At 56.7% G+C, this 22,837-nt stretch carries 24 protein-coding genes, 1 tRNA gene and 1 pseudogene; 13 read left to right on the top strand and 13 right to left on the bottom strand.

Translation table 11 applies throughout. From position 1 onward, the window contains the following. Positions 1–128 precede the first annotated feature (128 nt). Positions 129–653: a lipocalin family protein gene (locus ACX3P5_RS01570; protein WP_336755948.1), complete on the top strand. Its 525-nt coding sequence runs from the start codon at positions 129–131 to the stop codon at positions 651–653. 54 nt (positions 654–707) lie between these two features. Here ACX3P5_RS01570 and ACX3P5_RS01565 read toward each other — a convergent pair whose 3' ends face one another. The 3 genes from ACX3P5_RS01565 to efp all read right to left on the bottom strand — a co-directional run bounded on the left by ACX3P5_RS01565 (position 708) and on the right by efp (position 1,694). Further along, positions 708–842 carry an entericidin A/B family lipoprotein gene (locus tag ACX3P5_RS01565; RefSeq protein WP_233985500.1) on the bottom strand — a complete coding sequence of 45 codons (135 nt, stop codon included), beginning with the start codon at positions 840–842 and terminating at the stop codon, positions 708–710. A 103-nt stretch (positions 843–945) separates the two neighbouring features. Next, positions 946–1,077 carry an entericidin A/B family lipoprotein gene (locus ACX3P5_RS01560; protein WP_031375467.1) on the bottom strand — a complete coding sequence of 44 codons (132 nt, stop codon included), beginning with the start codon at positions 1,075–1,077 and terminating at the stop codon, positions 946–948. A gap of 50 nt (positions 1,078–1,127) precedes the next feature. Next, entirely contained in the window at positions 1,128–1,694 is a 567-nt protein-coding gene (gene efp, locus ACX3P5_RS01555; RefSeq protein WP_233985501.1) for an elongation factor P, read from the bottom strand. Between the two features lie 43 nt (positions 1,695–1,737). On the opposite strand from efp, the gene epmB reads away from it, so the two are divergent. After that, entirely contained in the window at positions 1,738–2,766 is a 1,029-nt protein-coding gene (gene epmB, locus ACX3P5_RS01550) for an EF-P beta-lysylation protein EpmB (RefSeq protein ID WP_336755949.1), read from the top strand. Between the two features lie 53 nt (positions 2,767–2,819). On the opposite strand, the gene ACX3P5_RS01545 is transcribed toward epmB, so the two are convergent. The 4 genes from ACX3P5_RS01545 to ACX3P5_RS01530 form a co-directional block, all read right to left on the bottom strand. Further along, positions 2,820–3,167 (bottom strand): DUF4156 domain-containing protein, encoded by a 348-nt coding sequence (locus tag ACX3P5_RS01545; protein WP_233985503.1) that lies wholly within the window; start codon positions 3,165–3,167, stop codon positions 2,820–2,822. 312 nt (positions 3,168–3,479) lie between these two features. After that, positions 3,480–5,129, bottom strand: a complete 1,650-nt coding sequence (groL, locus tag ACX3P5_RS01540) for a chaperonin GroEL (RefSeq protein WP_094122227.1) — start codon at positions 5,127–5,129, stop codon at positions 3,480–3,482. Positions 5,130–5,177: 48 nt separating this feature from the next. After that, positions 5,178–5,471, bottom strand: coding sequence for a co-chaperone GroES (locus tag ACX3P5_RS01535; protein WP_003848316.1), 294 nt, complete (start codon positions 5,469–5,471; stop codon positions 5,178–5,180). A 240-nt stretch (positions 5,472–5,711) separates the two neighbouring features. Next, the gene (locus ACX3P5_RS01530; RefSeq protein WP_233985505.1) at positions 5,712–6,173 is read right to left on the bottom strand and encodes an FxsA family protein; all 462 of its coding nucleotides are present in this window, start codon (positions 6,171–6,173) and stop codon (positions 5,712–5,714) included. A 328-nt stretch (positions 6,174–6,501) separates the two neighbouring features. On the opposite strand from ACX3P5_RS01530, the gene aspA reads away from it, so the two are divergent. From aspA to ACX3P5_RS01500, 6 genes and pseudogenes are all read left to right on the top strand, one after another. Further along, a complete protein-coding gene (gene aspA / locus ACX3P5_RS01525) occupies positions 6,502–7,938 on the top strand; it encodes an aspartate ammonia-lyase (RefSeq protein ID WP_233985506.1) in 1,437 nt (478 codons plus the stop codon). Between the two features lie 111 nt (positions 7,939–8,049). Beyond that, positions 8,050–9,351 carry an anaerobic C4-dicarboxylate transporter gene (locus tag ACX3P5_RS01520; RefSeq protein ID WP_458968194.1) on the top strand — a complete coding sequence of 434 codons (1,302 nt, stop codon included), beginning with the start codon at positions 8,050–8,052 and terminating at the stop codon, positions 9,349–9,351. Between the two features lie 64 nt (positions 9,352–9,415). Further along, positions 9,416–9,730: a divalent cation tolerance protein CutA gene (gene cutA / locus ACX3P5_RS01515; RefSeq protein ID WP_233985508.1), complete on the top strand. Its 315-nt coding sequence runs from the start codon at positions 9,416–9,418 to the stop codon at positions 9,728–9,730. Then, a complete protein-coding gene (locus ACX3P5_RS01510) occupies positions 9,706–11,406 on the top strand; it encodes a protein-disulfide reductase DsbD (protein WP_336755950.1) in 1,701 nt (566 codons plus the stop codon). The genes cutA and ACX3P5_RS01510 overlap by 25 nt, the downstream gene beginning before the upstream one ends. Before the next feature lie 65 nt (positions 11,407–11,471). After that, positions 11,472–12,055: pseudogene (dicD, locus tag ACX3P5_RS01505) on the top strand (division control transcriptional repressor DicD). Between the two features lie 107 nt (positions 12,056–12,162). Continuing rightward, a tRNA-Phe gene (locus tag ACX3P5_RS01500) sits at positions 12,163–12,238 on the top strand. 3 nt (positions 12,239–12,241) lie between these two features. On the opposite strand, the gene ACX3P5_RS01495 is transcribed toward ACX3P5_RS01500, so the two are convergent. From ACX3P5_RS01495 to ACX3P5_RS01480, 4 genes are all read right to left on the bottom strand, one after another. Then, the gene (locus ACX3P5_RS01495) at positions 12,242–12,475 is read right to left on the bottom strand and encodes a hypothetical protein (RefSeq protein WP_458968193.1); all 234 of its coding nucleotides are present in this window, start codon (positions 12,473–12,475) and stop codon (positions 12,242–12,244) included. An 8-nt stretch (positions 12,476–12,483) separates the two neighbouring features. Beyond that, the gene (locus ACX3P5_RS01490; protein ID WP_233985515.1) at positions 12,484–13,653 is read right to left on the bottom strand and encodes a Gfo/Idh/MocA family protein; all 1,170 of its coding nucleotides are present in this window, start codon (positions 13,651–13,653) and stop codon (positions 12,484–12,486) included. A 10-nt stretch (positions 13,654–13,663) separates the two neighbouring features. Then, entirely contained in the window at positions 13,664–14,587 is a 924-nt protein-coding gene (locus tag ACX3P5_RS01485; RefSeq protein WP_458968192.1) for a TIM barrel protein, read from the bottom strand. A 150-nt stretch (positions 14,588–14,737) separates the two neighbouring features. Further along, positions 14,738–15,763, bottom strand: a complete 1,026-nt coding sequence (locus ACX3P5_RS01480) for a LacI family DNA-binding transcriptional regulator (RefSeq protein WP_233985517.1) — start codon at positions 15,761–15,763, stop codon at positions 14,738–14,740. 335 nt (positions 15,764–16,098) lie between these two features. Here ACX3P5_RS01480 and ACX3P5_RS01475 point away from each other — a divergent pair, with 335 nt between their 5' ends. The 4 genes from ACX3P5_RS01475 to ACX3P5_RS01460 all read left to right on the top strand — a co-directional run bounded on the left by ACX3P5_RS01475 (position 16,099) and on the right by ACX3P5_RS01460 (position 19,431). Further along, the gene (locus ACX3P5_RS01475; RefSeq protein ID WP_458968191.1) at positions 16,099–17,142 is read left to right on the top strand and encodes a Gfo/Idh/MocA family protein; all 1,044 of its coding nucleotides are present in this window, start codon (positions 16,099–16,101) and stop codon (positions 17,140–17,142) included. Between the two features lie 18 nt (positions 17,143–17,160). Next, the gene (locus tag ACX3P5_RS01470) at positions 17,161–18,045 is read left to right on the top strand and encodes a sugar phosphate isomerase/epimerase family protein (RefSeq protein WP_233985519.1); all 885 of its coding nucleotides are present in this window, start codon (positions 17,161–17,163) and stop codon (positions 18,043–18,045) included. Positions 18,046–18,262: 217 nt separating this feature from the next. After that, positions 18,263–19,126: a glutathione-dependent disulfide-bond oxidoreductase gene (yghU, locus tag ACX3P5_RS01465; protein WP_233985520.1), complete on the top strand. Its 864-nt coding sequence runs from the start codon at positions 18,263–18,265 to the stop codon at positions 19,124–19,126. An 11-nt stretch (positions 19,127–19,137) separates the two neighbouring features. Next, on the top strand, positions 19,138–19,431 hold the full coding sequence (locus ACX3P5_RS01460; protein WP_233985521.1) for a DUF1330 domain-containing protein: 294 nt from the start codon (positions 19,138–19,140) through the stop codon (positions 19,429–19,431). Between the two features lie 58 nt (positions 19,432–19,489). On the opposite strand, the gene ACX3P5_RS01455 is transcribed toward ACX3P5_RS01460, so the two are convergent. Both ACX3P5_RS01455 and ACX3P5_RS01450 read right to left on the bottom strand, forming a co-directional pair. Beyond that, the gene (locus ACX3P5_RS01455) at positions 19,490–20,584 is read right to left on the bottom strand and encodes a YncE family protein (RefSeq protein ID WP_336755954.1); all 1,095 of its coding nucleotides are present in this window, start codon (positions 20,582–20,584) and stop codon (positions 19,490–19,492) included. A 175-nt stretch (positions 20,585–20,759) separates the two neighbouring features. Beyond that, positions 20,760–21,701 (bottom strand): LysR family transcriptional regulator, encoded by a 942-nt coding sequence (locus tag ACX3P5_RS01450; protein ID WP_233985523.1) that lies wholly within the window; start codon positions 21,699–21,701, stop codon positions 20,760–20,762. 64 nt (positions 21,702–21,765) lie between these two features. On the opposite strand from ACX3P5_RS01450, the gene ACX3P5_RS01445 reads away from it, so the two are divergent. After that, positions 21,766–22,836 (top strand): tartrate dehydrogenase, encoded by a 1,071-nt coding sequence (locus ACX3P5_RS01445; protein ID WP_262287796.1) that lies wholly within the window; start codon positions 21,766–21,768, stop codon positions 22,834–22,836. Position 22,837: the final 1 nt, after the last annotated feature.

Below are 22,837 nucleotides of genomic sequence, written 5' to 3'. Positions count from 1 at the left end.
ACTCCTGATACAAATAAGGGGTGGAAGTCTACCTGCAATACCTGCGGCAAACAATCTCGCGCCCGCGCTGCCAAAAACAGCGTTTCGGCTTCTATACTTAAACAGTTAAATCACAAAGGAATCCCACTATGTCTCCATGGAAAACCGTTATTGCCAGCCTGAGCGCCTTTCTCTCCGTCGCCTGTAGCACCACGCCGCCAAAGAACGTCACCGTGATTGAAAACTTTGACAGCCAGCGCTACCTCGGCCAGTGGTATGAGATTGCCCGTCTGAATCACCCTTTTGAACGCGGCCTTGAACAGGTGACGGCGAACTACAGTCCGCGCGACGATGGCGGTCTGAAGGTGATCAATCGTGGCTACAACGTGAAGAAACAGCGCTGGCAGGAGAGCATCGGCAAGGCGTACTTTACCGGCGATCCGCAACGCGCGGCGTTGAAAGTTTCCTTCTTTGGCCCCTTTTACGGCGGCTATAACGTTATCGCCCTCGACCCGGACTACCGCTATGCGCTGGTGTGCGGACCGAATCGTCACTATCTGTGGATTCTTTCGCGGACTCCGCAACTGGAGCCAGGCGTGAAAGAGAAGCTGGTCGATCAGGCACGCCGGGATGGATTCCCGGTTGACGAGTTAATCTGGGTAAAACAGAAATAGTGCGGAAACGAACAGCCGGTACGAAAAGTGTTTCGTACCGGTTGGAATAGCGGTTTACTTAGTGCTGTTTTGAATCGCCTGACCACCCGCTTCGACGTCTTCACCCACGCCACGCGTGGTATTACAGGCCGTCAGCAGTGAAGAGAGAAACAGTACAGATAAGAGTGTGACAATACTTTTCTTTAACATAACAATGTCCTTTTTGATGGATGTAAAAGTACAGCGCTTTAAGCATAGCCGGATTTCCGACGACTGCCGCTGGCGAGTCCACAAAATAGACGATGTTTAACAGTCAGTTTGCCGCACGCGAAATGGCACCACCTAAGTGGGAGACATCTTCGCCAAAACCGTGGAAAGTGTTGCAGGCGCTCAGCGCAGAGGAGACCAGCAACGCGAATGCGATTAATTTTGCCAGCTTTTTCATTTTTTCACTCACACAAGAAAAAGGCGCATCTGAGGATGCGCCTGCGGCACTTATTTTACGCGTGACACGTATTCGCCAGAGCGGGTGTCAACTTTCACCACTTCGCCCTCTTGTACGAACAATGGCACTTTCACCACTGCGCCAGTTGAGAGCTTGGCTGGCTTACCGCCGGTACCTGCGGTGTCACCTTTCAGGCCTGGATCGGTTTCGATGATTTCAGCTTCGATAAAGTTCGGCGGCTGAACGGCGATCGGACGGCCATTCCACAGCGTAACGATACATTCAGCGTTATCCTGCAGCCATTTGGCGGCATCGCTGACGGTCTTCTCTTCAACCTGGAACTGCTCGAAGCTTTCCGGGTGCATGAAGTGGTAGAACTCACCGTCGTTGTACAGGTAGTTCAGGTTGGTATCCATAACGTCTGCGCCTTCGGCGGAGTCGGTGGATTTGAAAGTTTTCTCAACGCGAGAACCCGTCAGCAGGCGACGCATTTTAACGCGCGCGAATGCCTGACCTTTACCCGGTTTAACGAACTCACTGGATTCGATGGCATACGGCTCGCCTTCGAACATGATTTTAAGACCGGGACGGAAATCGTTGCTAGAATAAGTCGCCATGAAGGCCCTCTACGAAAATTGATACTGGTACTAAGCCAAAAAAATGGCACACATTGTAACCCTAAAAACACCTTCCAGAGAAGATTGGTTGCAGCAACTTGCTGATGTTGTCACTGAACCTGATGAATTACTGCGGATTTTAGCGCTGGATCAGCATACCGAGCTGGCCGAAGGTGCGGACGCGCGGCGTCTTTTCGCCTTGCGCGTTCCTCATGCGTTTATCAACCGGATGAAGAAAGGTGATGCGCACGACCCGCTGCTGCTTCAGGTACTGACCCGTCGCCAGGAATTCATCGATGCGCCAGGTTATAGCACCGATCCGCTGGATGAACAAAGCAACGTTGTCCCTGGCTTGCTGCATAAATACCGAAACCGCGCTTTATTGCTGGTGAAAGGCGGCTGCGCGGTCAACTGTCGCTACTGTTTCCGTCGTCATTTTCCTTATCAGGATAATCAGGGAAATAAACGTAACTGGCAGGCGGCGCTGGACTATATCGCTGCTCATCCGGAGCTGGATGAGATCATTTTCTCTGGCGGCGATCCGCTGATGGCAAAAGATCATGAGCTCGCCTGGCTGATTGCGGCGCTGGAGAAAATCCCGCACCTGAAACGGCTGCGTATCCATAGTCGTTTACCGGTGGTGATCCCGGCGCGGATTACCGACGCACTCTGTCAGCTGCTGAGCGAAACGCGGCTGCAGGTGCTGATGGTCACGCACATTAACCATGCGCAGGAGATTGACGACGCGCTGCGTGAGGCGATGGGTGACCTGAAACGTGCGGGCGTCACGCTGCTTAACCAGAGCGTGCTGCTGCGTGGCGTCAACGACAATGCACAGACCCTGGCGACGCTGAGTAATGCGCTTTTCGATGCGGGCATTCTGCCCTATTACCTGCACGTGCTGGATAAGGTACAGGGTGCCGCGCATTTTTACGTCTCTGATGACGAGGCGCGTCAGCTGGTGCGGGCGCTGCTGTCGCAGGTCTCCGGTTATCTGGTGCCGAAGCTGGCGCGGGAAATTGGCGGCGAACCGAGTAAAACACCACTCGATCTGCAGTTGCGGCAGGAATAAAAACGGCCGGCGCAAGGCCGGCCGTCGGAAGAAGGCATCATGCCGGATTTACATTACGGGCACTTATAAACCTGGCCGGTCATTTTGCTGTCGAGTGGCGCGAAGGCAGACAGCAGGTTCTGCGTCGGGCTGGTCGCACCGTAAATCACGTTGCCGCCCATTTCCGCTGCCCGGTTGCGCAGATCATTTGCCGCACCGCGCAGGGCGCTGCTCTCTCCACCTGCACCGCTCAGCCAGTTACTCTGTGAGCCGGTAAGATTCCCCAGAAGCTGACACTCACTGCCGGGCTGCTGATCGGTAAAAGTCACGCGCTGGCCTGCCGAGGAGAGTTGAGTAGAGCTGCTACAGCCCGCCAGCAATAACGCGCCAGCCGTCAGTCCGAGCAAGAGGTTAATCCGCATTGTAATCCCCATTTATTATCATCAGAGTCGGGTGGCAGCGTAGCAGAAAGCGATGTTTTCTTTCTGCACATTCATTGCCCTATCCCGTTATATCGTCTCAATATTTCATGCCGCCAGCAGCCTGGCAAGCGTGCCGATCCTGATGAACTGATTTTAACCAGTAGATCCAGCGATGCCCTCGCAGACAGCGTGACATATCAAGAGAAAAGACGAACGATTGCGCCACTACTTATACTATTTTCCGCCCCAAAAGAAAAACCCCCGACCGTTTCCGATCGGGGGTTCCTGATGACTTAAGCAGTCAACGGCAGATTACATCATGCCGCCCATACCGCCCATGCCACCCATACCGCCAGCGCCGCCGCCTAAATCAGGTGCGTCGCCTTTTGGCAGGTCAGTGACCATACATTCGGTGGTGATCATCAGACCCGCAACAGAGGCCGCGTACTGCAGAGCAGAACGGGTCACTTTGGTTGGGTCCAGGATACCGAAGTCGATCATGTTGCCGTACTCTTCAGTCTGTGCGTTGTAACCGTAGTTACCGTCGCCCGCTTTCACGTTGTTAGCGACGACAGATGGCTCTTCACCGGCGTTAGAAACGATCTGACGCAGTGGAGATTCCATTGCGCGCAGCGCAACTTTGATACCGACGTTCTGATCTTCGTTCTGACCACGCAGATCGGCCAGCTGTGCAGCAACGCGAACCAGCGCCACACCACCACCAGCAACCACGCCTTCTTCTACCGCAGCACGGGTTGCGTGCAGGGCATCTTCAACGCGGGCTTTCTTCTCTTTCATTTCAACTTCAGTCGCTGCGCCCACTTTCAGAACGGCAACGCCGCCTGCCAGTTTCGCTACGCGCTCCTGCAGTTTTTCTTTATCGTAGTCAGAGGTTGCTTCTTCGATCTGCTGACGAATCTGGGTTACACGGCCCTGAATCGTCGCTTCTTCACCCACACCGTCGATGATGGTGGTGGTGTCTTTGTTGATCACAACGCGTTTTGCCTGACCCAGATCTTCCAGAGCCGCTTTTTCCAGCTCCATACCGATCTCTTCAGAAATCACGGTACCGCCGGTCAGGATAGCGATATCCTGCAGCATGGCTTTACGACGATCGCCGAAGCCTGGTGCTTTAACCGCAGCCACTTTCACGATGCCGCGCATGGTGTTAACCACCAGCGTTGCCAGCGCTTCGCCTTCTACGTCTTCCGCGATGATCAGCAGAGGTTTGCCCGCTTTCGCCACGGCTTCCAGTACTGGCAGCATTTCACGGATGTTAGAGATTTTCTTGTCAGCCAGCAGGATGAATGGAGATTCCAGTTCAACCGCACCGGTTTCTGGCTTGTTGATGAAGTAAGGTGACAGGTAGCCGCGATCAAACTGCATACCTTCAACCACATCCAGCTCGTCCTGCAGGCCGGTGCCTTCTTCAACGGTGATCACGCCTTCTTTACCCACTTTCTCCATCGCCTGAGCAATCAGCTGGCCCACGGTTTCATCGGAGTTAGCAGAGATCGTACCCACCTGCGCAATTGCTTTAGAGTCTGAGCAAGGTACAGACAGCGCTTTCAGTTTCTCAACCGCAGCGATAACTGCCTGGTCGATACCGCGCTTCAGGTCCATCGGGTTCATACCCGCGGCAACCGCTTTCAGGCCTTCGGTGATGATAGACTGCGCCAGTACGGTCGCTGTGGTGGTACCGTCGCCCGCAGCGTCGTTCGCTTTAGAGGCCACTTCTTTCACCATCTGCGCGCCCATGTTCTCGAACTTGTCTTCCAGTTCGATTTCACGTGCCACAGAAACACCATCTTTAGTGATGGTCGGTGCACCAAAAGATTTATCCAGAACCACGTTACGGCCTTTCGGGCCCAGGGTAACTTTTACTGCATCTGCCAGTACGTTCACGCCACGCAGCATTTTTACGCGTGCGTCATTACCGAATTTTACGTCTTTAGCTGCCATTTTAAATATCCCTTAAATTCGTTTCGTTCAGTGAATTACGCGAAAAAATTACGCTTCAACAACGGCCAGAATGTCGCTCTCAGAGATGATCAGCACCTCTTCGTTGTCGATTTTCTCGGTTTTCGCGCCATAACCTTCGTTGAAGATCACGACGTCACCCACTTTCACGTCCAGCGGCTTAACGTCACCACTCTCAAGGATGCGGCCGTTGCCGACAGCCAGCACTTCACCACGAGTGGATTTGCCGGCTGCAGAACCGGTCAGCACGATGCCGCCAGCTGATTTAGCTTCAACTTCTTTACGCTTGACGATAACGCGATCGTGCAATGGACGAATTTTCATTTGATAGCTCTCCTTTGAGAAGTCCAATCATTCAGTTTTGGGGTTGAACACCGGGCTGCATGGCTTCCGGCCTCGTGACCTGAGAGATAGGGCCGCCGCCACCCTCTTTCAAGGGGGCGGACAACAAATTTTTTACGCAGATGTGATAAGTGATGGCTTTTTGAGCAACCGGCGCAAAGATCGCCGCCGGAAATAAAAAACGCAACCCGAAGGTTGCGTTTTACCGTGCTGATAACGGCATCAGCGATCTTTGGGATCGTCATGGTGCTCAAGGCGATCGCTGTTTTTGCGCTCGAACTCGCCATCCATGGTATAGCCGCTGTCCGGTCCGGCGCCCGGACCGCGCCAGACGCGCAGATGCGGCATCAGCTTCAGGGTCAGATGCTTTTGCACCGGCGGCAACAGCAACAGCAGGCCCAGCAGATCGGTAAAGAAGCCGGGCAGCAGCAGCAGGAAACCGGCGATGATCAGCGACACGCTTTTGATCATCTCTTTGGCCGGGCTTTCGTTACGCGCCAGCTTCTCCTGCATCAGCATGAAGTTTTTCATGCCCTGGTTTTTGACCAGCGAGACCCCGATGCATGAGGTAAAGATCACCAGCAGCATGGTGAGCAGCACGCCCATGACGTGCGCGACCTGAATAAACAGCGAAATTTCGATCCAGGCCAGGACAAAAAAGACTAATAACGGTATCCAGCGCACCGTACTCTCCTGTAAGTGAGGGCTGACCGGCAGCGTGCCGATCAGCAGAAAGCGTTCATCTCAGTGATGATAAGAAAAGAGATGGGCACCCGTGCCGCCTTTTTCAACCGATCCTGTCAAATTTATCCCGCAGGGTTAATTTTGTAACCAACTTCACATATCGTTAACCTGACGGCAGCGTTAAGTGATCTGCATGCGTGCTTTTCTGATGCATCAGAATATGATCGTGCTCACCAGTATGAAGACGGATAAAATGTCGGTACGGGTACACCACGACGAAATAAACACATCCTCTGTGATGGTTAGCGGCAACAACAAGAAGGTTATCATGGCGAACAACATTCGTATCGAAGAAGACCTGTTAGGTATGCGCGAAGTGCCGGCGGATGCCTATTATGGCGTTCATACTCTGCGTGCGATTGAGAATTTTTACATCAGCAATAGTAAAATCAGCGACATACCTGAATTTGTCCGCGGTATGGTGATGGTCAAAAAAGCGGCAGCAATGGCCAACAAAGAGCTGCAAACCATCCCGCGTAACATCGCCAATACCATCATTCAGGCCTGTGACGAAGTGCTTAACAACGGTCGCTGCATGGATCAGTTCCCGGTCGATGTCTATCAGGGCGGCGCCGGAACCTCGGTTAACATGAATACTAATGAGGTGCTGGCGAACATCGGGCTGGAGCTGATGGGACACCAGAAAGGGGAATATCAGTACCTTAACCCTAACGATCACGTCAATAAATGCCAGTCAACCAACGACGCCTACCCGACCGGTTTCCGTATCGCGGTCTACAGTTCCCTGCTGAAGCTGCTGGATGGCATCAGTCAGCTGGCCGAAGGTTTCCAGCGCAAAGCTGACGAGTTCCAGACCATCCTGAAAATGGGCCGTACCCAGTTGCAGGATGCGGTGCCGATGACGCTGGGTCAGGAATTTCACGCCTTCAGCGTGCTGCTGAATGAAGAGACCAAAAGCATTCTGCGCACCGGCGAGCTGCTGCTGGAAGTGAACCTCGGCGCCACCGCTATCGGTACTCGCCTGAACACGCCAGATGGCTATCAGCACCTTGCGGTGCAGCGTCTGGCGGAAGTCAGCAACCTGCCGGTGGTGCCGGCGGAAGATCTGATCGAAGCGACCTCCGACTGTGGCGCCTACGTAATGGTGCATTCGTCACTGAAACGCCTGGCAGTGAAACTCTCTAAGATCTGTAATGACCTGCGCCTGCTCTCCTCAGGTCCGCGTGCTGGCCTGAATGAAATTAACCTGCCGGAATTGCAGGCGGGTTCGTCGATCATGCCAGCCAAAGTCAATCCGGTGGTGCCGGAAGTGGTGAATCAGGTCTGCTTCAAAGTGATTGGCAACGACATCACCGTGACGATGGCCTCTGAAGCGGGCCAGCTGCAGCTCAACGTGATGGAGCCGGTTATCGGCCAGGCGCTGTTTGAATCGATCAGCATCCTGACCAACGCCTGCTACAACCTGCTGGAAAAGTGCGTCAACGGCATTACCGCCAACCGCGCGGTGTGCGAAGCCTATGTCTTCAACTCGATCGGCATTGTCACTTACCTCAATCCTTACATCGGCCACCACAACGGCGATATCGTCGGCAAAATCTGCGCGGAAACCGGTAAGAGCGTGCGTGAAGTGGTGCTGGAACGCGGACTGCTGACCGAAAGCGAACTGGACGATATTTTCTCGGTACAGAACCTGATGTATCCGGTTTATAAAGCGAAACGTTATACCGACGAAAACGAGCAGTAAGGTTTAACCCACGCTGGTTAACTAAAGGCACACCGCGATCAACACGGTGTGCCTTTTTCTTTGGTAAACAGCACAACAGATTCTCGCAGGTTAAATATTCAGGAGTGATGCATGTTTGTGGTTGAGCTGCTTGTCGTGTTGCTGGCGATCTGGTTGGGTGCGCGTCTCGGCGGCATCGGCATCGGGTTCGCAGGCGGAATGGGCGTACTGATCCTGACGCTGGGCTTCGGCCTGCCGCCAGGCACCATCCCGTTCGACGTGATCGAAATTATCATGGCGGTGATCGCCGCCATCGCCGCCATGCAGGTCGCAGGCGGAATGGATTATCTGGTGAGCCTGGCCGAACGGCTGCTGCGCCGGCATCCGCGTCACGTCACGCTGCTGGCCCCGCTGGTCACCTACCTGATGACGCTGCTGGCCGGCACCGGCCATACCGCCTTCTCGACATTGCCGGTGATTGCGGAAGTGGCGAAAGAGCAAGGCGTGCGTCCTTCCCGTCCGCTCTCCATCGCCGTGGTCGCCTCACAGATTGCCATCACCGCCTCGCCGCTTTCCGCTGCGGTGGTATTCTTCGCGACCCTGCTTGAACCGCGCGGCGTCAGCTACATTACGCTGCTGGCTATCGCGATTCCCTCAACCATGGTCGGCCTGTTTCTGGCGGCGCTGGTCACCAACTTCCTTGGCAAAGAGCTTAAAGATGATGAGGTTTATCAGGCGCGTCTTGCCAAAGGCGAAGTCAGACTTCGCGGTGCCAGCGTCTATCAGCCGAAACCGGGCGCAAAAAAATCGGTGCTGCTGTTTCTGGTTGGCATCATCGCCGTGGTGCTTTACGCCACCGCTACCAGCCCCAGCGTTGGGCTGATCGTTAATCCGCCGCTGCCGCGCAATGAAGCGATTGTGGTGTTAATGCTGACCATCGCCACGCTGATCAGCCTTAGCTGCAAACTGGATACCGGCGAGATCCTCAGCGCCAGCACCTTTAAGTCTGGCATGAGCGCCTGTATCTGCGTGATGGGCGTCGCCTGGCTGGGCGATACCTTCGTTAAAGCCCATCTGGCGGATATTCAGATGCTGGCCGGCGATGCCCTGAAAACCTATCCCTGGATGCTGGCGCTGGTGCTGTTCTTCGCCTCGATGCTGCTCTATTCGCAGGCTGCGACCACCAAAGCGCTGATGCCAGCCGCCCTGCTGCTCGGCGTCTCGCCGCTTACCGCCATCGCCTCCTTTGCGGCGGCTTCGGCGCTGTTCGTGCTGCCGACTTACCCTACCTTACTGGCGGCGGTGGAGATGGACGACACCGGATCGACCCGGATTGGCAAGTTTGTTTTCAACCATGCCTTTATTATTCCCGGCGTGATCGCCATTACGCTGTCGGTGATGGCTGGCTTTATCTTCGGCGGGATGCTGCTATAGCCCGATAACGGCATCGCTGTCTGAGCGTGCTATCATCGGCGCTCTTTGAAACAGGAGCATTGCGATGAATGCCGTCGTTATCCTTTGTACCGCGCCCGATCAGGCGACGGCGCAACGTCTGGCCACCCTGGCGCTTGAGGCCAGACTGGCGGCCTGCGTCACGCTGCTGCCGGGCGCGACCTCGCTTTACCTCTGGCAGGGCCAGCTCGAACAGAGCAGCGAAGTGCAGATGCTGCTGAAATGCGATAGCGATCACCAGCAGGCATTGTTCGATCTGATCAAACAGGCGCATCCCTACGAGGTGCCGGAACTGCTGGCGCTACCGGTTCAACATGGAGACAGTGAATACTTGTCATGGCTGCACGCATCTCTCGCTTAATTACGCTGCTGCTGGCGCTGTTTATCAGCCTGCAGGCGCACGCTTCCCTTTTTTCCAACACCGCCAGTAGTCGTTTTGTGCCGGTCGATCAGGCGTTTGGTTTTGACTTCGACCAGCAGGGCGCGCAGCTCAATCTGCACTGGAAAGTCAAATCGGGCTACTACCTCTATCGTCAGCAGATTCACCTCACGCCAGCCAATGCCACGCTGGCACCGCTGACGCTGCCCGCCGGACAGCCGCATGAAGATGAATTTTATGGCAAGAGTGAGATCTATCCGCAGGATCTGACGGTGCCGGTGACGCTGCTACAGGCCGCCAGCGGTGCCACGCTGAGCGTCACTTATCAGGGCTGTGCCGCTGCCGGGTTCTGCTATCCGCCTGAAACCCGCACCGTTCCGCTGAGTCCGGTCACGGCCAGTAGCGCCCCGCCGGTGGTAAGCCTGCCGCCTGCACCCGCCACGCCGCTGCCCTTTTCACCGCTGTGGGCGCTGCTGATTGGTATTGGCGTCGCCTTCACGCCCTGTGTGTTGCCCATGTATCCGCTAATTTCCGGCATTATTCTCGGCGGCCAGCGCCACTATTCGTTTGGCCGGCTGTTTGCACTGGCGATGGTCTATGTGCAGGGCATGGCGCTGACCTACACCCTGCTGGGTCTGGTGGTGGCCGCTGCCGGTCTGCGTTTCCAGGCGGCGTTGCAGCATCCCTGGGTGCTGTCGGCGCTGTCGCTGCTGTTTATCGTGCTGGCGCTGTCGATGTTCGGCCTGTTTACGCTGCAGTTGCCCGCCAGCCTGCAAACCCGCTTAACCCTGTGGAGTAATCGCCAGCAGGGCGGCTCGCTGCCCGGCGTATTTTTGATGGGCGCGCTGGCCGGTTTAATCTGCTCCCCCTGCACTACCGCGCCGCTCAGCGCCATTCTGCTCTATATCGCGCAGAGCGGTAATCTGTGGGCCGGTGCCGGTACCCTGTGGCTCTATGCGGTTGGCATGGGCTTACCGCTGATTGCCGTCACCCTGTTTGGCAATAAGCTATTGCCGAAGAGCGGGCCGTGGATGCAGACGGTTAAAGAGGGGTTTGGTTTCGTCATCCTTGCGCTACCGGTTTTCCTGATGGAACGGGTGCTGGGCGAGCTATGGGGATTGCGGCTGTGGAGCCTGCTGGGCGTGGCGTTCTTTGGCTGGGCGTTCAGCGTCAGCCTGCGCGCCAGCAGCGGCAAGTGGCGCGTGGTGCAGATTATCGTGCTGGCTGCGGCCCTGATCAGCGCCCGTCCGCTACAGGACTGGGCCTTTGGTGGCCCGACCGCGCAGCAGACGGTGGCACACCTGCCGTTCCAGACCATCCAGACGCCGCAACAGTTACAGACAGCGCTGCAACAGGCCAATGGCCGCATCACCATGGTCGATCTCTATGCCGACTGGTGTGTCGCCTGCAAAGAGTTTGAAAAATACACCTTTAGCGACAGCGCGGTACGCGATAGCCTGAGCCAGGTGCAGCTATTACAGGCTAACGTCACCGCCAATAGCGCCAGCGATAATGCGCTGTTGCAGCATCTTCAGGTGCTGGGATTACCGACCATTTTATTCTTTGATGCGCAGGGTCATGAGATTGCTGATTCGCGCATCACCGGGTTTCTCAATGCTGCCGATTTCCAGGCGCATTTGCAGAAACTCACCCGATAAACAACACTGGAGTCAGGCAATTGCCCGGTGTAAAACGCCGGGCCTGCATACCAGAGGAGAGTCACTTGCAGCGTGAACAAATACTCGAGCATGCATTGAATGTGCTTGAACAGAACGGCCTCGCCGCCACCCTCTCATTGGAAACCCTGGCGGGCCAGACCGACCTTTCGCTCGAACAGCTCCGGCTGTTCTGGCCCGATCGTGACGCCCTGCTCTACGATGCGCTGCGCTGCGCTATCACGCCCAGCAGATTGATACCTGGCGGCGTCAGATCCTGCTGGATGAGGCGCTGTCGCCGGAACAGAAGCTGATGGCGCGCTATGAAGTGTTAAGCGAACACGTCAGCAAAGGCCGTTTTCCTGGCTGTCTGTTTATTGCCGCCTGCAGTTTCTATCCGCAGCCGGACCAGCCGATTCATCAGCTGGCGGAGCAGCAGAAGCGCGCCTCCTGGCAGTTCACCCATGAGATTCTGCTGGAACAGGCGCTGGATAACCCGAGCATGGTGGCCGATCAGATGGAGCTGATTCTGGAAGGCTGTCTCAGCAAACTGCTGGTGAAGCGCAACGTGCAGGATGTCGCTACCGCTCAGCGGCTGGCGGAAGATGTTTACAGCATTGCGCTGTGCCGTAAAAACGGCGCGCTGGCCTGAGGTTTTACCCGCTTTGACTGAAAAGCAGGCAATCAGTCACGTTTCCCGTGGTTTTTTGGTGAAAGCCGTTGACGCCCGGCGGCCTTTACGGTTTAATGCGCCCCGTTGCCCGAATAGCTCAGTCGGTAGAGCAGGGGATTGAAAATCCCCGTGTCCCTGGTTCGATTCCGGGTTCGGGCACCATCTTTAAAGAACCCGCCTCTGGCGGGTTTTTGCGTTTCCGGGCGACGAACCCGTCATCGAAGGTTCGATGACCTCGCCACATCCCTGTGGCTCGCCCTGCGGGTTCGCGCGCAGGCGCGCGATGCAAAAATGCTCCCGGCATTTTTGTCCGGGTTCGGGCACCATATTTAAAGAACCCGCCTCTGGCGGGTTTTTGCGTTTCCGGGCGACGAACCCGTCATCGACGGTGCGATCCACGCCTCACTTCAGCAATCGACCCACACCGCGCCGGCATCCGCGGATTTCACACACTGCGCCACCCAGCGCACGCCCATTAATCCGGCATGCACATCGGGATACCAGAAATCCTGCAGGAAGGCGCTGTCACGCCGATCGGTGGCATCCATCGCCAGCGCGAAGCGCCGATAGAGATTCGACCAGGCCTCAAATAAACCTTCAGTATGCCCTCCGCCGATGCGGTCCTCTTCCAGCGCGCGCGGACTGAGATAGCCCATGCCGCGCTCCAGAATCCGCACCGGCTCGCCCTGCACTTCGTAACGTAGCTGGTTCGGCTGCTCATCCCACCACTCCAGGCTGGCTTTTGAGCCGACAACCCGAATTTTCTGTCCGTGCATTGAGCCAGCATTCACCGCTGAGGCCCAGAGCGTACCAACCGCCCCGTTGTCATATTCCATCATCACAAAGGCGTTATCCTCCAGTGGTGCGCGGCTAGCGACAAAGCTCTGACGTGAACAGAGCAGCCGTGTCACTTTCAGCTGCGGCAGCATCGTTTCCGCGATAAACAGCGGATGCGTGGCGAGATCGCCCAGCACATAACTTGGCCCGACAAAGCGCGGATCGACCCGCCAGCGGGTACTTTCGCTTTGCAACTCGACTGCCTCATTGTGGAAGCCATGCGCAAACTGCATATTGACGATGCGGATCTCACCCAGCGCACCGGCAGCGATCATCTCGCGCGCCTGATGGACCAGCTGATGCCCGGCATAGCCGTAGGTCACGCCGACCACCTTCTGCTTCTCCCGGCTCAGCCGTTCCAGCTCATCCGCCTCTTCGACGGTGAAGCAGAGCGGCTTCTCGCACACCACATGCAGTCCGGCGTTCAGCGCTGCCCGACAAATGGCGAAATGGGTATTGTTGGGTGTGGCAATCGAGACCGCTTCAATGCCATCTTCCCGTTCCGCTTCTGCGGTAAACAGGCTGGCGTAATCGGGATAACAGCGTTCAGATGCCACACCAAGCGCATTGCCAAATTCACGCCCGCGCGCGGCGTCGATATCAAAGGCGCCCGCCAGCAGCGAGAAGTTGCCATCGCGCTGCGCCGCAGAACGGTGGATATAGCCAATCTGGCTGGTTCCGCCGCCGCCGACCATGCCCCAGCGCAGTGAGCGATTCAGTGCTTTTTTACCGTTAATCATGATGTTGTCCTCAGAATCCGATTGAGCGCAGGTAGTTCAGGCTGGCGGTGACATCAGCCAGGCTGGTGTCGGCCTGGCGTGGGTCACGTTCCTGTTCGATGGTGATCCAGCCCTGATAGTCACGTTCGGCCAGCAGCGCGCGCACCGCCGGATAGTCAATCGTGCCCTGCCCCAGCGGACACAGCACGCCTTCAGCGCAGGCGCTAAAAAAGTCGAGCCCGCGCGTAATCGCGTCGCGCCAGCGCGCATGATTAACGTCTTTGAAATGCAGGTAGTCGATACGCGTCCAGTAACGTTGCAGTGCTTCAATCGGGTCCATACCGGCATAGTAGAGATGGCCGGTATCAAGGCATAAACCAGCGACCTGATGCGGAATATCATTCACCAGCCGCGCCAGTTCATCAGCAAACTCGATATAACCGCCGACGTGCGGATGGATCACCGGCCGCACGCCATACTCCTGCCAGGCGATCTGACTCAGCGTGGTGATGTGCTGCATCATGCGTTGCCACGCCTCATCGGAGAGTCGCGGCGCTTTGTCTGACTGACCAGCATATTTCGCCCGCAGCGGATTGCCGAAATCGATAATCACCAGGTAAGGCGCTGGCGCATTGGTTGAGTGGGTTTTCGCGGCGGTCGGCACCCGCGCCAGGTTGCGGCACAGGTTATGCGTCAGCGTCACCAGCGAGGGAAAATGCGCTTCGCTGACTAAGTCATCAAAAAGCGTGCCCGCCACCAGCGACAGCTGATGGTCATTAAGCTGCCGGGTCAGTTCTTCGGGATCGGTGGGTAAATAGCCCCAGGGTCCCAGCTCGATACTGCGGTACCCCGCCTGGGCGGCTTCGGTCAGCACTTTCTGCCAGGGCGGCAGAAACGGATTATTCGGATCGTCAACGCCCCAGCTGCAGGGCGCGTTTGCAATATGTAAGGTCATGATATCTGCCTTTATGGTAAGGATCGCAGGCAGTATCAAATAAAAATTTCATCCCAGACAACAATGAAAGTTTCATTTTTTGATAGGGATCGCGTTTAAATATTTCATTTCATGATAGTTTTTTATCATAACCGCTCTATCTGGCGGATTTTACAGGTTTTCCCGCGTCACCACCTCAAACGGCAGCGTGACCTGAGCAAAGTGATCGCGCTGTTCCGTACCGCCGTTCAGGCATGTGGCGATCACCACATCGGCCATCACATCAAGCCGATGGCGCAGCATCAGCGATATCGTGCCGTCAATCAGCGCCAGTTCATCGCCGGGTAGCGGACCGTGGCACAGCAGATCAATCTGGCGACGTCCACTGTCACGCAGGGCCTGTACCACGCCCTCAATGCCGCCGCAGGGCGCATAGATCATCACCAGATCGTCATGCGCCGCCAGTAACTGCCGGGTTGCCTGATAGCCGCCCTCATTGGATTCGTGGGTTTTTAACGGTTCGAGTACCCGCTGACTGACGCCCGACTCGCGCAGGTAAGAGCGGAAGCTGATCTCACAGCGCTCCTGGCAGGTAAAGCGATGGTCGCCCAGCAGCACGCCGACGCATCCCGGCTGCCGCAACAGGTGCTGTGCCATCCATCCGGCGGTGCGCCCCGCTTTCTGGTTATCAATGCCGATAAAACCGGCATGCTCACAGGGCGAGAAATCTGACAACAGCGCGTAAACCCGCACGCCCAGCCGCGACACATCCTGAATCGCGTGACGAATCAGCGGATGATCCAGCGCCACCAGGCCAATCACATCACAACACTGAGCCAGCTGGCGCAGAGAGCGAGCCACCGCCTCCACTTCGTGAATATCGTGCCAGCGAAATTCGGTTTCGCTGCCCGGCGGCTGATGCCCGCGCGCCCGCTGTTGCAGCGCTTCACTCAATTGCTGATAAAACGAATAACGGGCCGGCAGCAGGATAAAACCAAAGCGCAACTGAACCGCTGCCGATTGCGCCGCAGGCAGGCTGTACGCCGCAGGCAGCCGATAACCAAGCTGCCGGGCCGCCGCCAGCACCTTCTGCTCGGTTGCGCTTCGCACCGGCGCACGGCGGTTCAGTACCCGATCGACCGTCGCGACCCCCACGCCTGCCGCGTGAGCAATTGCCGTCATGGTGACTTTTGACATCCATCCTCTCCCTGTATCACTTCTCGTTTACCGTCACGGGATAACTCCCTGACAATATCTGCGCTGCTCTGGCACCAGAAAGTCACGGCTGCCGCAAGCCCGATCATTTTCTCTCATTTATTTGATAGGAAACACCTCATTATTTTGATCCCCTTCGCAAAATGAAATATTTATTCCTTTTTGGATTCTGTTTAAAACGGGCATTTGCTAAAACGGGGATCAATCTGACGCTAAACCGCATGATGGAATCCCATCATCGAAACAATAGAGCGGTGGCAGCAGGCTTCCTATAGTGGGGTTCTGACTGGACCCTGCACCGATAACAAGGACTGGCTATGTTTCCTTCAACGCTTCCTGCCCCACGCTTACCTGACGCCCGAACCCTGCCGCCGCTACGCTGGGGAATTATCGGTCCCGGCTGGATTGCCGATCACTTTGCCCATGCGCTGCGTCATCACACCGATCAGCAACTGACGGCGGTGGCAGCACGCAACCCGGCCAAAGCGCAGGCGTTTGCCGAAAAATGGTCAATCGCTTATGCGGCCAGCAGCATGGATGCGCTGCTGGCACGGGATGATGTCGACGCGGTGTATATCGCTACGCCACATAACCACCATTTTCCGGATGGCCTGCGCGCTATCGCGGCGGGAAAGCACCTGCTGATTGAGAAGCCGCTGGCGCTGAATGCGCAGCAGGCGACTCAGCTGAAGCAGGCGGCGGCGGCCCGTAAGCTGCTGTGCATGGAAGCGATGTGGTGCAACTTCGCGCCAAAATATGACGTGATCCGTCAGTTGCTGGCGGATGGCGTGCTCGGCGATGTTCATACGCTGATCGCCGATCATGGCGAATATTTTACCGCGGATCACCGCATCTTTAATCACGATCTGGCTGGCGGACCGATGCTGGATCTCGGCAGCTATCTGGTGGCTCTTAGCGTATTTATCGGTGGCGGCGCACCCGACAGCATCATCGCCCAGGGCCAGCCGGTGCCGGGCGGCAGCGTAAACGGCCAGACCTCAATGTTGCTGACCCATCATCACGGTATGCAGTCACTGCTGAATACCACGCTGTTCAGCAACACGCCAGGCGGTGCGGTGATTGCCGGGCGCGATGCCAGCCTGGTGCTGGACGGTCAGTTCTACGCGCCGGGTCACTTTCGCCTGACCTCCAGCGATCGGCGCCATAGCCTGCAGTGGCAAGAGCCTGCCAACCGCTATCAGCAACTGTGCCATGAAATCAACCACTTCGCCTGGTGTATCGGGCAGAACCTGATCGACTCACCGAACCATCCGCTCGATCAGGCAATCACCACCTTAGCCATCATGGATAACGTCAGACAGCAGATCGGCGTCACGTTTAATGAAGAACAGCAACCTTAATGTTTCCGGAGCAGACAGATGAAAATCGCTTTTGATGTGGATGTGATCAAAGACCTGGGCATCACCCGCATGGTCCATCAGGTGGCTGACTGGGGATATAAATATATCGAACAGTCGCCGCATCCGCAGATCAACCCGTTCTATAAGCATCCCAAAGCCAGCCGTGAAATCATGACGGAATATAAGAATGCGCTCAACGCCACCGGGCTGGAGATCTCCTCGTTTATCGTGGTCTATCGCTGGTCCGGTCCGGACGAACTGCGCCGTCAGGCCGCGGTGAAGAACTGGAAACGGATGATTGAGATTGCGGTTGAGATGGGTGTGCAGGTGATCAACACCGAACTCTCCGGCACGCCTAACGAGCCGGAAATTTGTGAAGAGATGTTTTATCGTTCGATGGATGAACTGCTGCCGATTATCGAACGTGAAGGTATCCGCATCGAGATTCAGGCGCACCCGTGGGATTTCTGCGAAGAGAACAACGAAACGGTGGATATCGTGAAGTCGTTCCGCAGTGATAACGTCAAGTATATCTACAGTGCGCCGCACACCTTCTTCTATGACAAAGGCAAAGGCGATGTGAAACCGATGCTGGAGTATGCCGGTGATGACCTGTCACACATGCTGATCGCGGACACCATGAACCACACCAAACATTGCCGCTACATCGTTAACCCGCCAGGCGTTGATGCCACGATTCACCAGCATGTCGGTGTCGGCGAAGGTGAAGTCGACTTCGATACGCTGTTCCAGACGCTGCGCGACACTCACTTTGCCACACGCAGTTACAAAGTCGGTGGCGAGCCGATCATCGCCGCCTCGCTGTTTGGTTATCCGGAGAAAATGAAGGTGCAGGCGGTACAAACCCGTGAACTGATTGAGCGCGAATTACTGAGCAAATAACCTCGCTGGCCGCCACTGGCCGCGCTTTGCCCCTTCTCTGCCCGCCTCGCCGTCCGCGCGGCGGGCACCGTTTGCCCGTCGTCTCTCACTTCTCCCCCAGCCGATAACCCGGACGACAGACAATTTGTCAGACCGCGATCACCGCCAGCAGAGTTAAACCGGCTTTTTTTCACCTGCTACACTCCAGACAAACATCACACAAAGGCGAACCTTCACTATGTCGGAAAATGCATATCAGCCCGCAAAAGTCTGGAACTGGGACCCTGAAGCAAAGGGCAACGGCGCGAAAACCAATCGTCCGTTCGCTGGCCCTACCCATGAAAAAGCGCTGCCGGTCGGCAAGCACCCTTTGCAGCTCTATTCGCTCGGCACCCCGAACGGCCAGAAAGTGACTATCCTGCTGGAAGAGCTGCTGGCGCTGAACGTGATTGATGCCGAATATGATGCCTGGCTGATCCGCATTGGCGAAGGCGATCAGTTCTCCAGTGGTTTTGTTGAAGTGAATCCCAACTCCAAAATTCCGGCGCTGAGTGACCACTCCGCCACGCCGCCGATTCGGGTATTCGAGTCGGGCAATATCCTGCTCTATCTGGCGGAAAAGTTTGGCTACTTCCTGCCAAAAGATCTGGCTCAACGCACCGAAACGCTGAACTGGCTGTTCTGGCTGCAAGGCTCCGCGCCTTATCTGGGCGGCGGTTTCGGCCATTTCTATCACTATGCGCCAGAGAAAATTGAATACGCTATCAACCGCTTTACCCTGGAAGCCAAACGTCAGCTCGACGTGCTGGATCGCCAGCTGGCGGACCATCGCTACCTCGCCGGTGACGATTACACCATCGCCGACATCGCGACCTGGCCGTGGTACGGCAATCTGGTGCTGAACGACCAGTATGGTGGCGCTGAGTTCCTCGATGTGCAGTCCTATAAAAATGTGGTGCGTTGGGCGAAAGAGATTGCCCAGCGACCTGCCGTGATCCGTGGCCGCAAGGTTAACCGTGTGATGGGCGACCCGGCCGATCAGCTGCATGAGCGTCATGATGCATCTGACTTTGATACCCAGACCCAGGATAAAAAAGCTTAAGGAGACACCCTGTGAGTGCTTACGTCGTATTTATTCGTGATAACACCCTGAACGATGATGAAATGGCGATTTACGCCGAGAAAGCGGGCCAGGCACGCGGCGATCATCCGATCACCCCGCTGGCTTTTTATGGCGAGCTGGAAACGCTGGAAGGTCAGGAAGCAGAAGGCGTGGTGATTCTGGAATTTCCAACCCGCGAAGCGGCACACGCCTGGTATGACAGCCCGGAATATCAGGCAGCCAAAGTGCATCGCCTGAAAGGGGCCAACTACCGCGCGATCCTGGTTCAGGGCGTCGAGAAATAAAAAAGGGACGCCGTCGCGTCCCTTAATGTGCAGGCGGCAACGCTGCCGCCTGCATCCGTTACTCCAGTCCGATCCGTACCACGCTGTCCAGCCCCTGACTGCTGTGATCCGGGTTAACGCCCTGTTTCACCGTGACATACAGTGTCTGACCATCAGGCGACACCAGCAGACTGTTGGGATGGCCGTCGAACGACCAGCTATTTTTCACTGCATAGGTGGTGCCATCCAGCTGCAGCACTTTCTTCGACTCACGCTGACTGATGTAGATCTCATTGCGCTTGCCGTTGAATTTAATTCCCAGCGAATCCCCCAGATCCAGCCGCTTAATCACCTTACCGCTGCGCTCATCGAACACCAGCGTATTTTTTGCCTTTGAATTATCGGTGACAAACAGCCGGCCGGTCGCCGGATCTTCCGCCATATTGAGGAACAGATACTCTTTGCCGTCACCTGCGGTCAGCCGCTGTTCAATTTTGTTATTCCGCGGATTGATCACCAGGATTTCGCCGCTGCCGTTGGCGGCATAAATTCTATCGCTGACCGGGGAATAGATGATGCCGGTGACCCATTTTCCGGCATTTTTGATGCGGGTTTTCAGCGTCAGGGTTTTTGCATCGACCACCCAGATGAGACCGGGATCGCCTACGCCGCCGACATACAGCAGCCCATCGTGCAGGAAAATTTCCCGCGTCCCGAACGGCAACCCTTTTTCATTTTTCTCACTGAACATCAGGCGCTTCAGCACCTTACCGCTTTCCGGATCGATTTGTGAGATGCCGCCATCGAGCGAATTGGTGGTATAGAGCGCGCTGCCGTCGGGTGCGCTAATCAGACCGAAGTTTTTCAGGTCGTAATGCCCTTCGCCGGTGGTCTTCAGGGTCGTGGCATCCAGCCGATAAATCATGCCGCCGCTGACCTCTTTGAAGCCCTGTGCGCTGGCCACATAGAGTGCATTTTTGGCGGGCAGATAAGCCATTTCGTACAGGCCTTCACCCAGTTCGCGTTGCGTCAGTTTGCCCTGACCTGAGGTTTCCAGCGTGACAGGCGTGCTGGTGTCTGCTTTTCGCGCCGGGAACTGACAGGCCGTCAGGCTGAACGTGGTGGCAATCGCCAGAACGAGTGCCGCTTTACGCGGGCTGAACAAGGTTTTCATTCTTAACTCCAGTAAGAGGCGAACGGCTTCCGTCAGACCGCGGCGCGGCGGGAAGGCTCAGAACAAAAAGAATGAGAATCATACGCATTAGAAAAAAAGATGTAAACGCAGCGGCACTACCGTCGCCATTGCGGATTTTGCACTGTATGCCGGTAGCGGGTCCGCCATTGCAGCGTCACGCTCCGACCGGCAGCAGTTGCTGTTGCAGAAACGCAACGAAGGCGCTGATGCGCGCAGGCAGCTGGCGTTGCGCCTGCCAGACCGCGAAAATATCGCCATCCGGTGCCTGCCAGTCTGGCAGCACCGGCAGCAGATCGCCCGCATCAATGCTGTGCTGCGCATCCCACCACGAACGCAGCAGAATGCCGTGTCCATCCATCGCCAGCCGCATCGCCACTTCACCATCATTGGTCACCAGGCTGCCGCGCACTTTCTGGCTGAGGCTCTGCTCACCGCATGTCAGCCGCCACAGAGTGAAATCGCTGTCGTGCTGGCGCAGCAGAATACAGTTGTGCTGCGCCAGATCGCGTACCGTCTCTGGCAGGCCGTGTCGGGCAGCGTAGGCCGGAGAGCAGCAGAGAATGCGCGGATTGGTGCGGAGCTTTCGCGCCACCAGCCGCGAGTCGGGCGGTTCGCCGACCCGGATATCAATGTCCATGTGCGCATCGAGAAAATTGAGCGGCTGACTGGTGAGCTGCAGTGACAGTGAGAGTTGCGGATGCAGCGCGGCAAACGCCGACACGCAGGGAGCGATATGGCGACGGCCAAATCCAAACGAGGCGTTAATGTTGAGCGTGCCGCGCAGTTGCGCCGTCTCGCCGCTCACCGCCTCTTCCAGCGCCGCCAGCTGATCCAGCAACGGACGCGCGCCCGCCAGATAACGGCGTCCTTCCGGCGTCAGCTCCAGCCGTCGGGTGGTGCGACGCAGCAGTTGTACCCCGAGCCGCTGCTCCAGCTGGCTCAGTCGTTTACTGACGGCAGCCAGCGATAGCCCGAGTTCACGAGCGGCGGCGGTCAGGCTGTCCAGCGCGGCAAGCCGCACGAAGAAAGCCAGGTCGTCGGTTGAGGTGCGGGATTCTCTACTTTGATTCAACACTGGATTGCGTTTCAGGCTCATTATTTCCCCGGAATCGACAGTTATACTGCGTACACAATTCGAACATCAACCGGAAAGGTGCCCTGTGACTGACAAAATCCATCGTATTGCCGTAATTCCTGGCGACGGTATCGGCAAAGAAGTGATGCCGGAAGGCATCCGCGTGATGAATGCGGCGGCGGAAAAATTCAATATTCCGCTGCGCTGGGAGTGGTTTGATTATGCCAGCGCCGACTACTGGCAGCAGCATGGCAAGATGCTGCCCGACGACTGGTTTCCGCAGCTGAAAGCGTTTGATGCCATCTACTTTGGCGCAGTCGGCTGGCCAGAGGTGGTGCCTGACCACGTTTCGCTGTGGGGCTCGCTGTTGCAGTTCCGCCGCGAGTTCGATCAATACGTCAATCTGCGTCCGGTGCGCCTGATGCCGGGCGTTAAAGCGCCGCTGGCCAACCGTCAGCCGGGTGATATCGACTTCTATGTAGTGCGCGAAAATACCGAAGGTGAATACTCCAGCGTCGGCGGCACTATGTTCCCCGGCACCGATCGCGAGGTGGTGATCCAGGAGACGGTGATGACCCGCACCGGGGTCGATCGCATCCTGAAATTTGCTTACCAGCTGGCGCAGAGCCGCCCGAAAAAACACCTGACCTCCGCCACCAAATCGAACGGCATTGCCATCACTATGCCTTACTGGGATAGCCGGGTTGAGGCGATGGCCGGTCAGTTCCCCGAGGTTCGCGTCGATAAGTATCACATCGATATTCTCACCGCTAATTTCGTGCTGCATCCGGACTGGTTTGATGTGGTGGTCGCCAGCAACCTGTTTGGCGATATCCTCTCCGATCTCGGTCCGGCCTGTACCGGCACCATCGGTATCGCGCCGTCGGCCAATATCAACCCGGAAGGCCACTTCCCGAGCCTGTTTGAACCGGTACACGGGTCCGCGCCGGATATCGCCGGTAAAGGCATCGCCAACCCGATTGGGCAGATCTGGTGCGGGGCAATGATGCTGGAGCATCTGGGCTACAAGGCGGCGGGTGACGCGGTGTTAGACGCGATTGAACGCACGCTGGCCGCCGGTGAGCATCTGACGCGCGATCTCGGCGGCAGCGCCAGCACCGAACAGCTCGGCAGTGCCATCGCCGCCGCGCTGTGAG

The sequence above is a fragment of the Pantoea sp. S-LA4 genome (assembly GCF_054482835.1).
The sequence above is the reverse complement of the archived record's forward strand: the minus strand, read 5'-3'. Positions and strand labels throughout refer to the sequence as shown.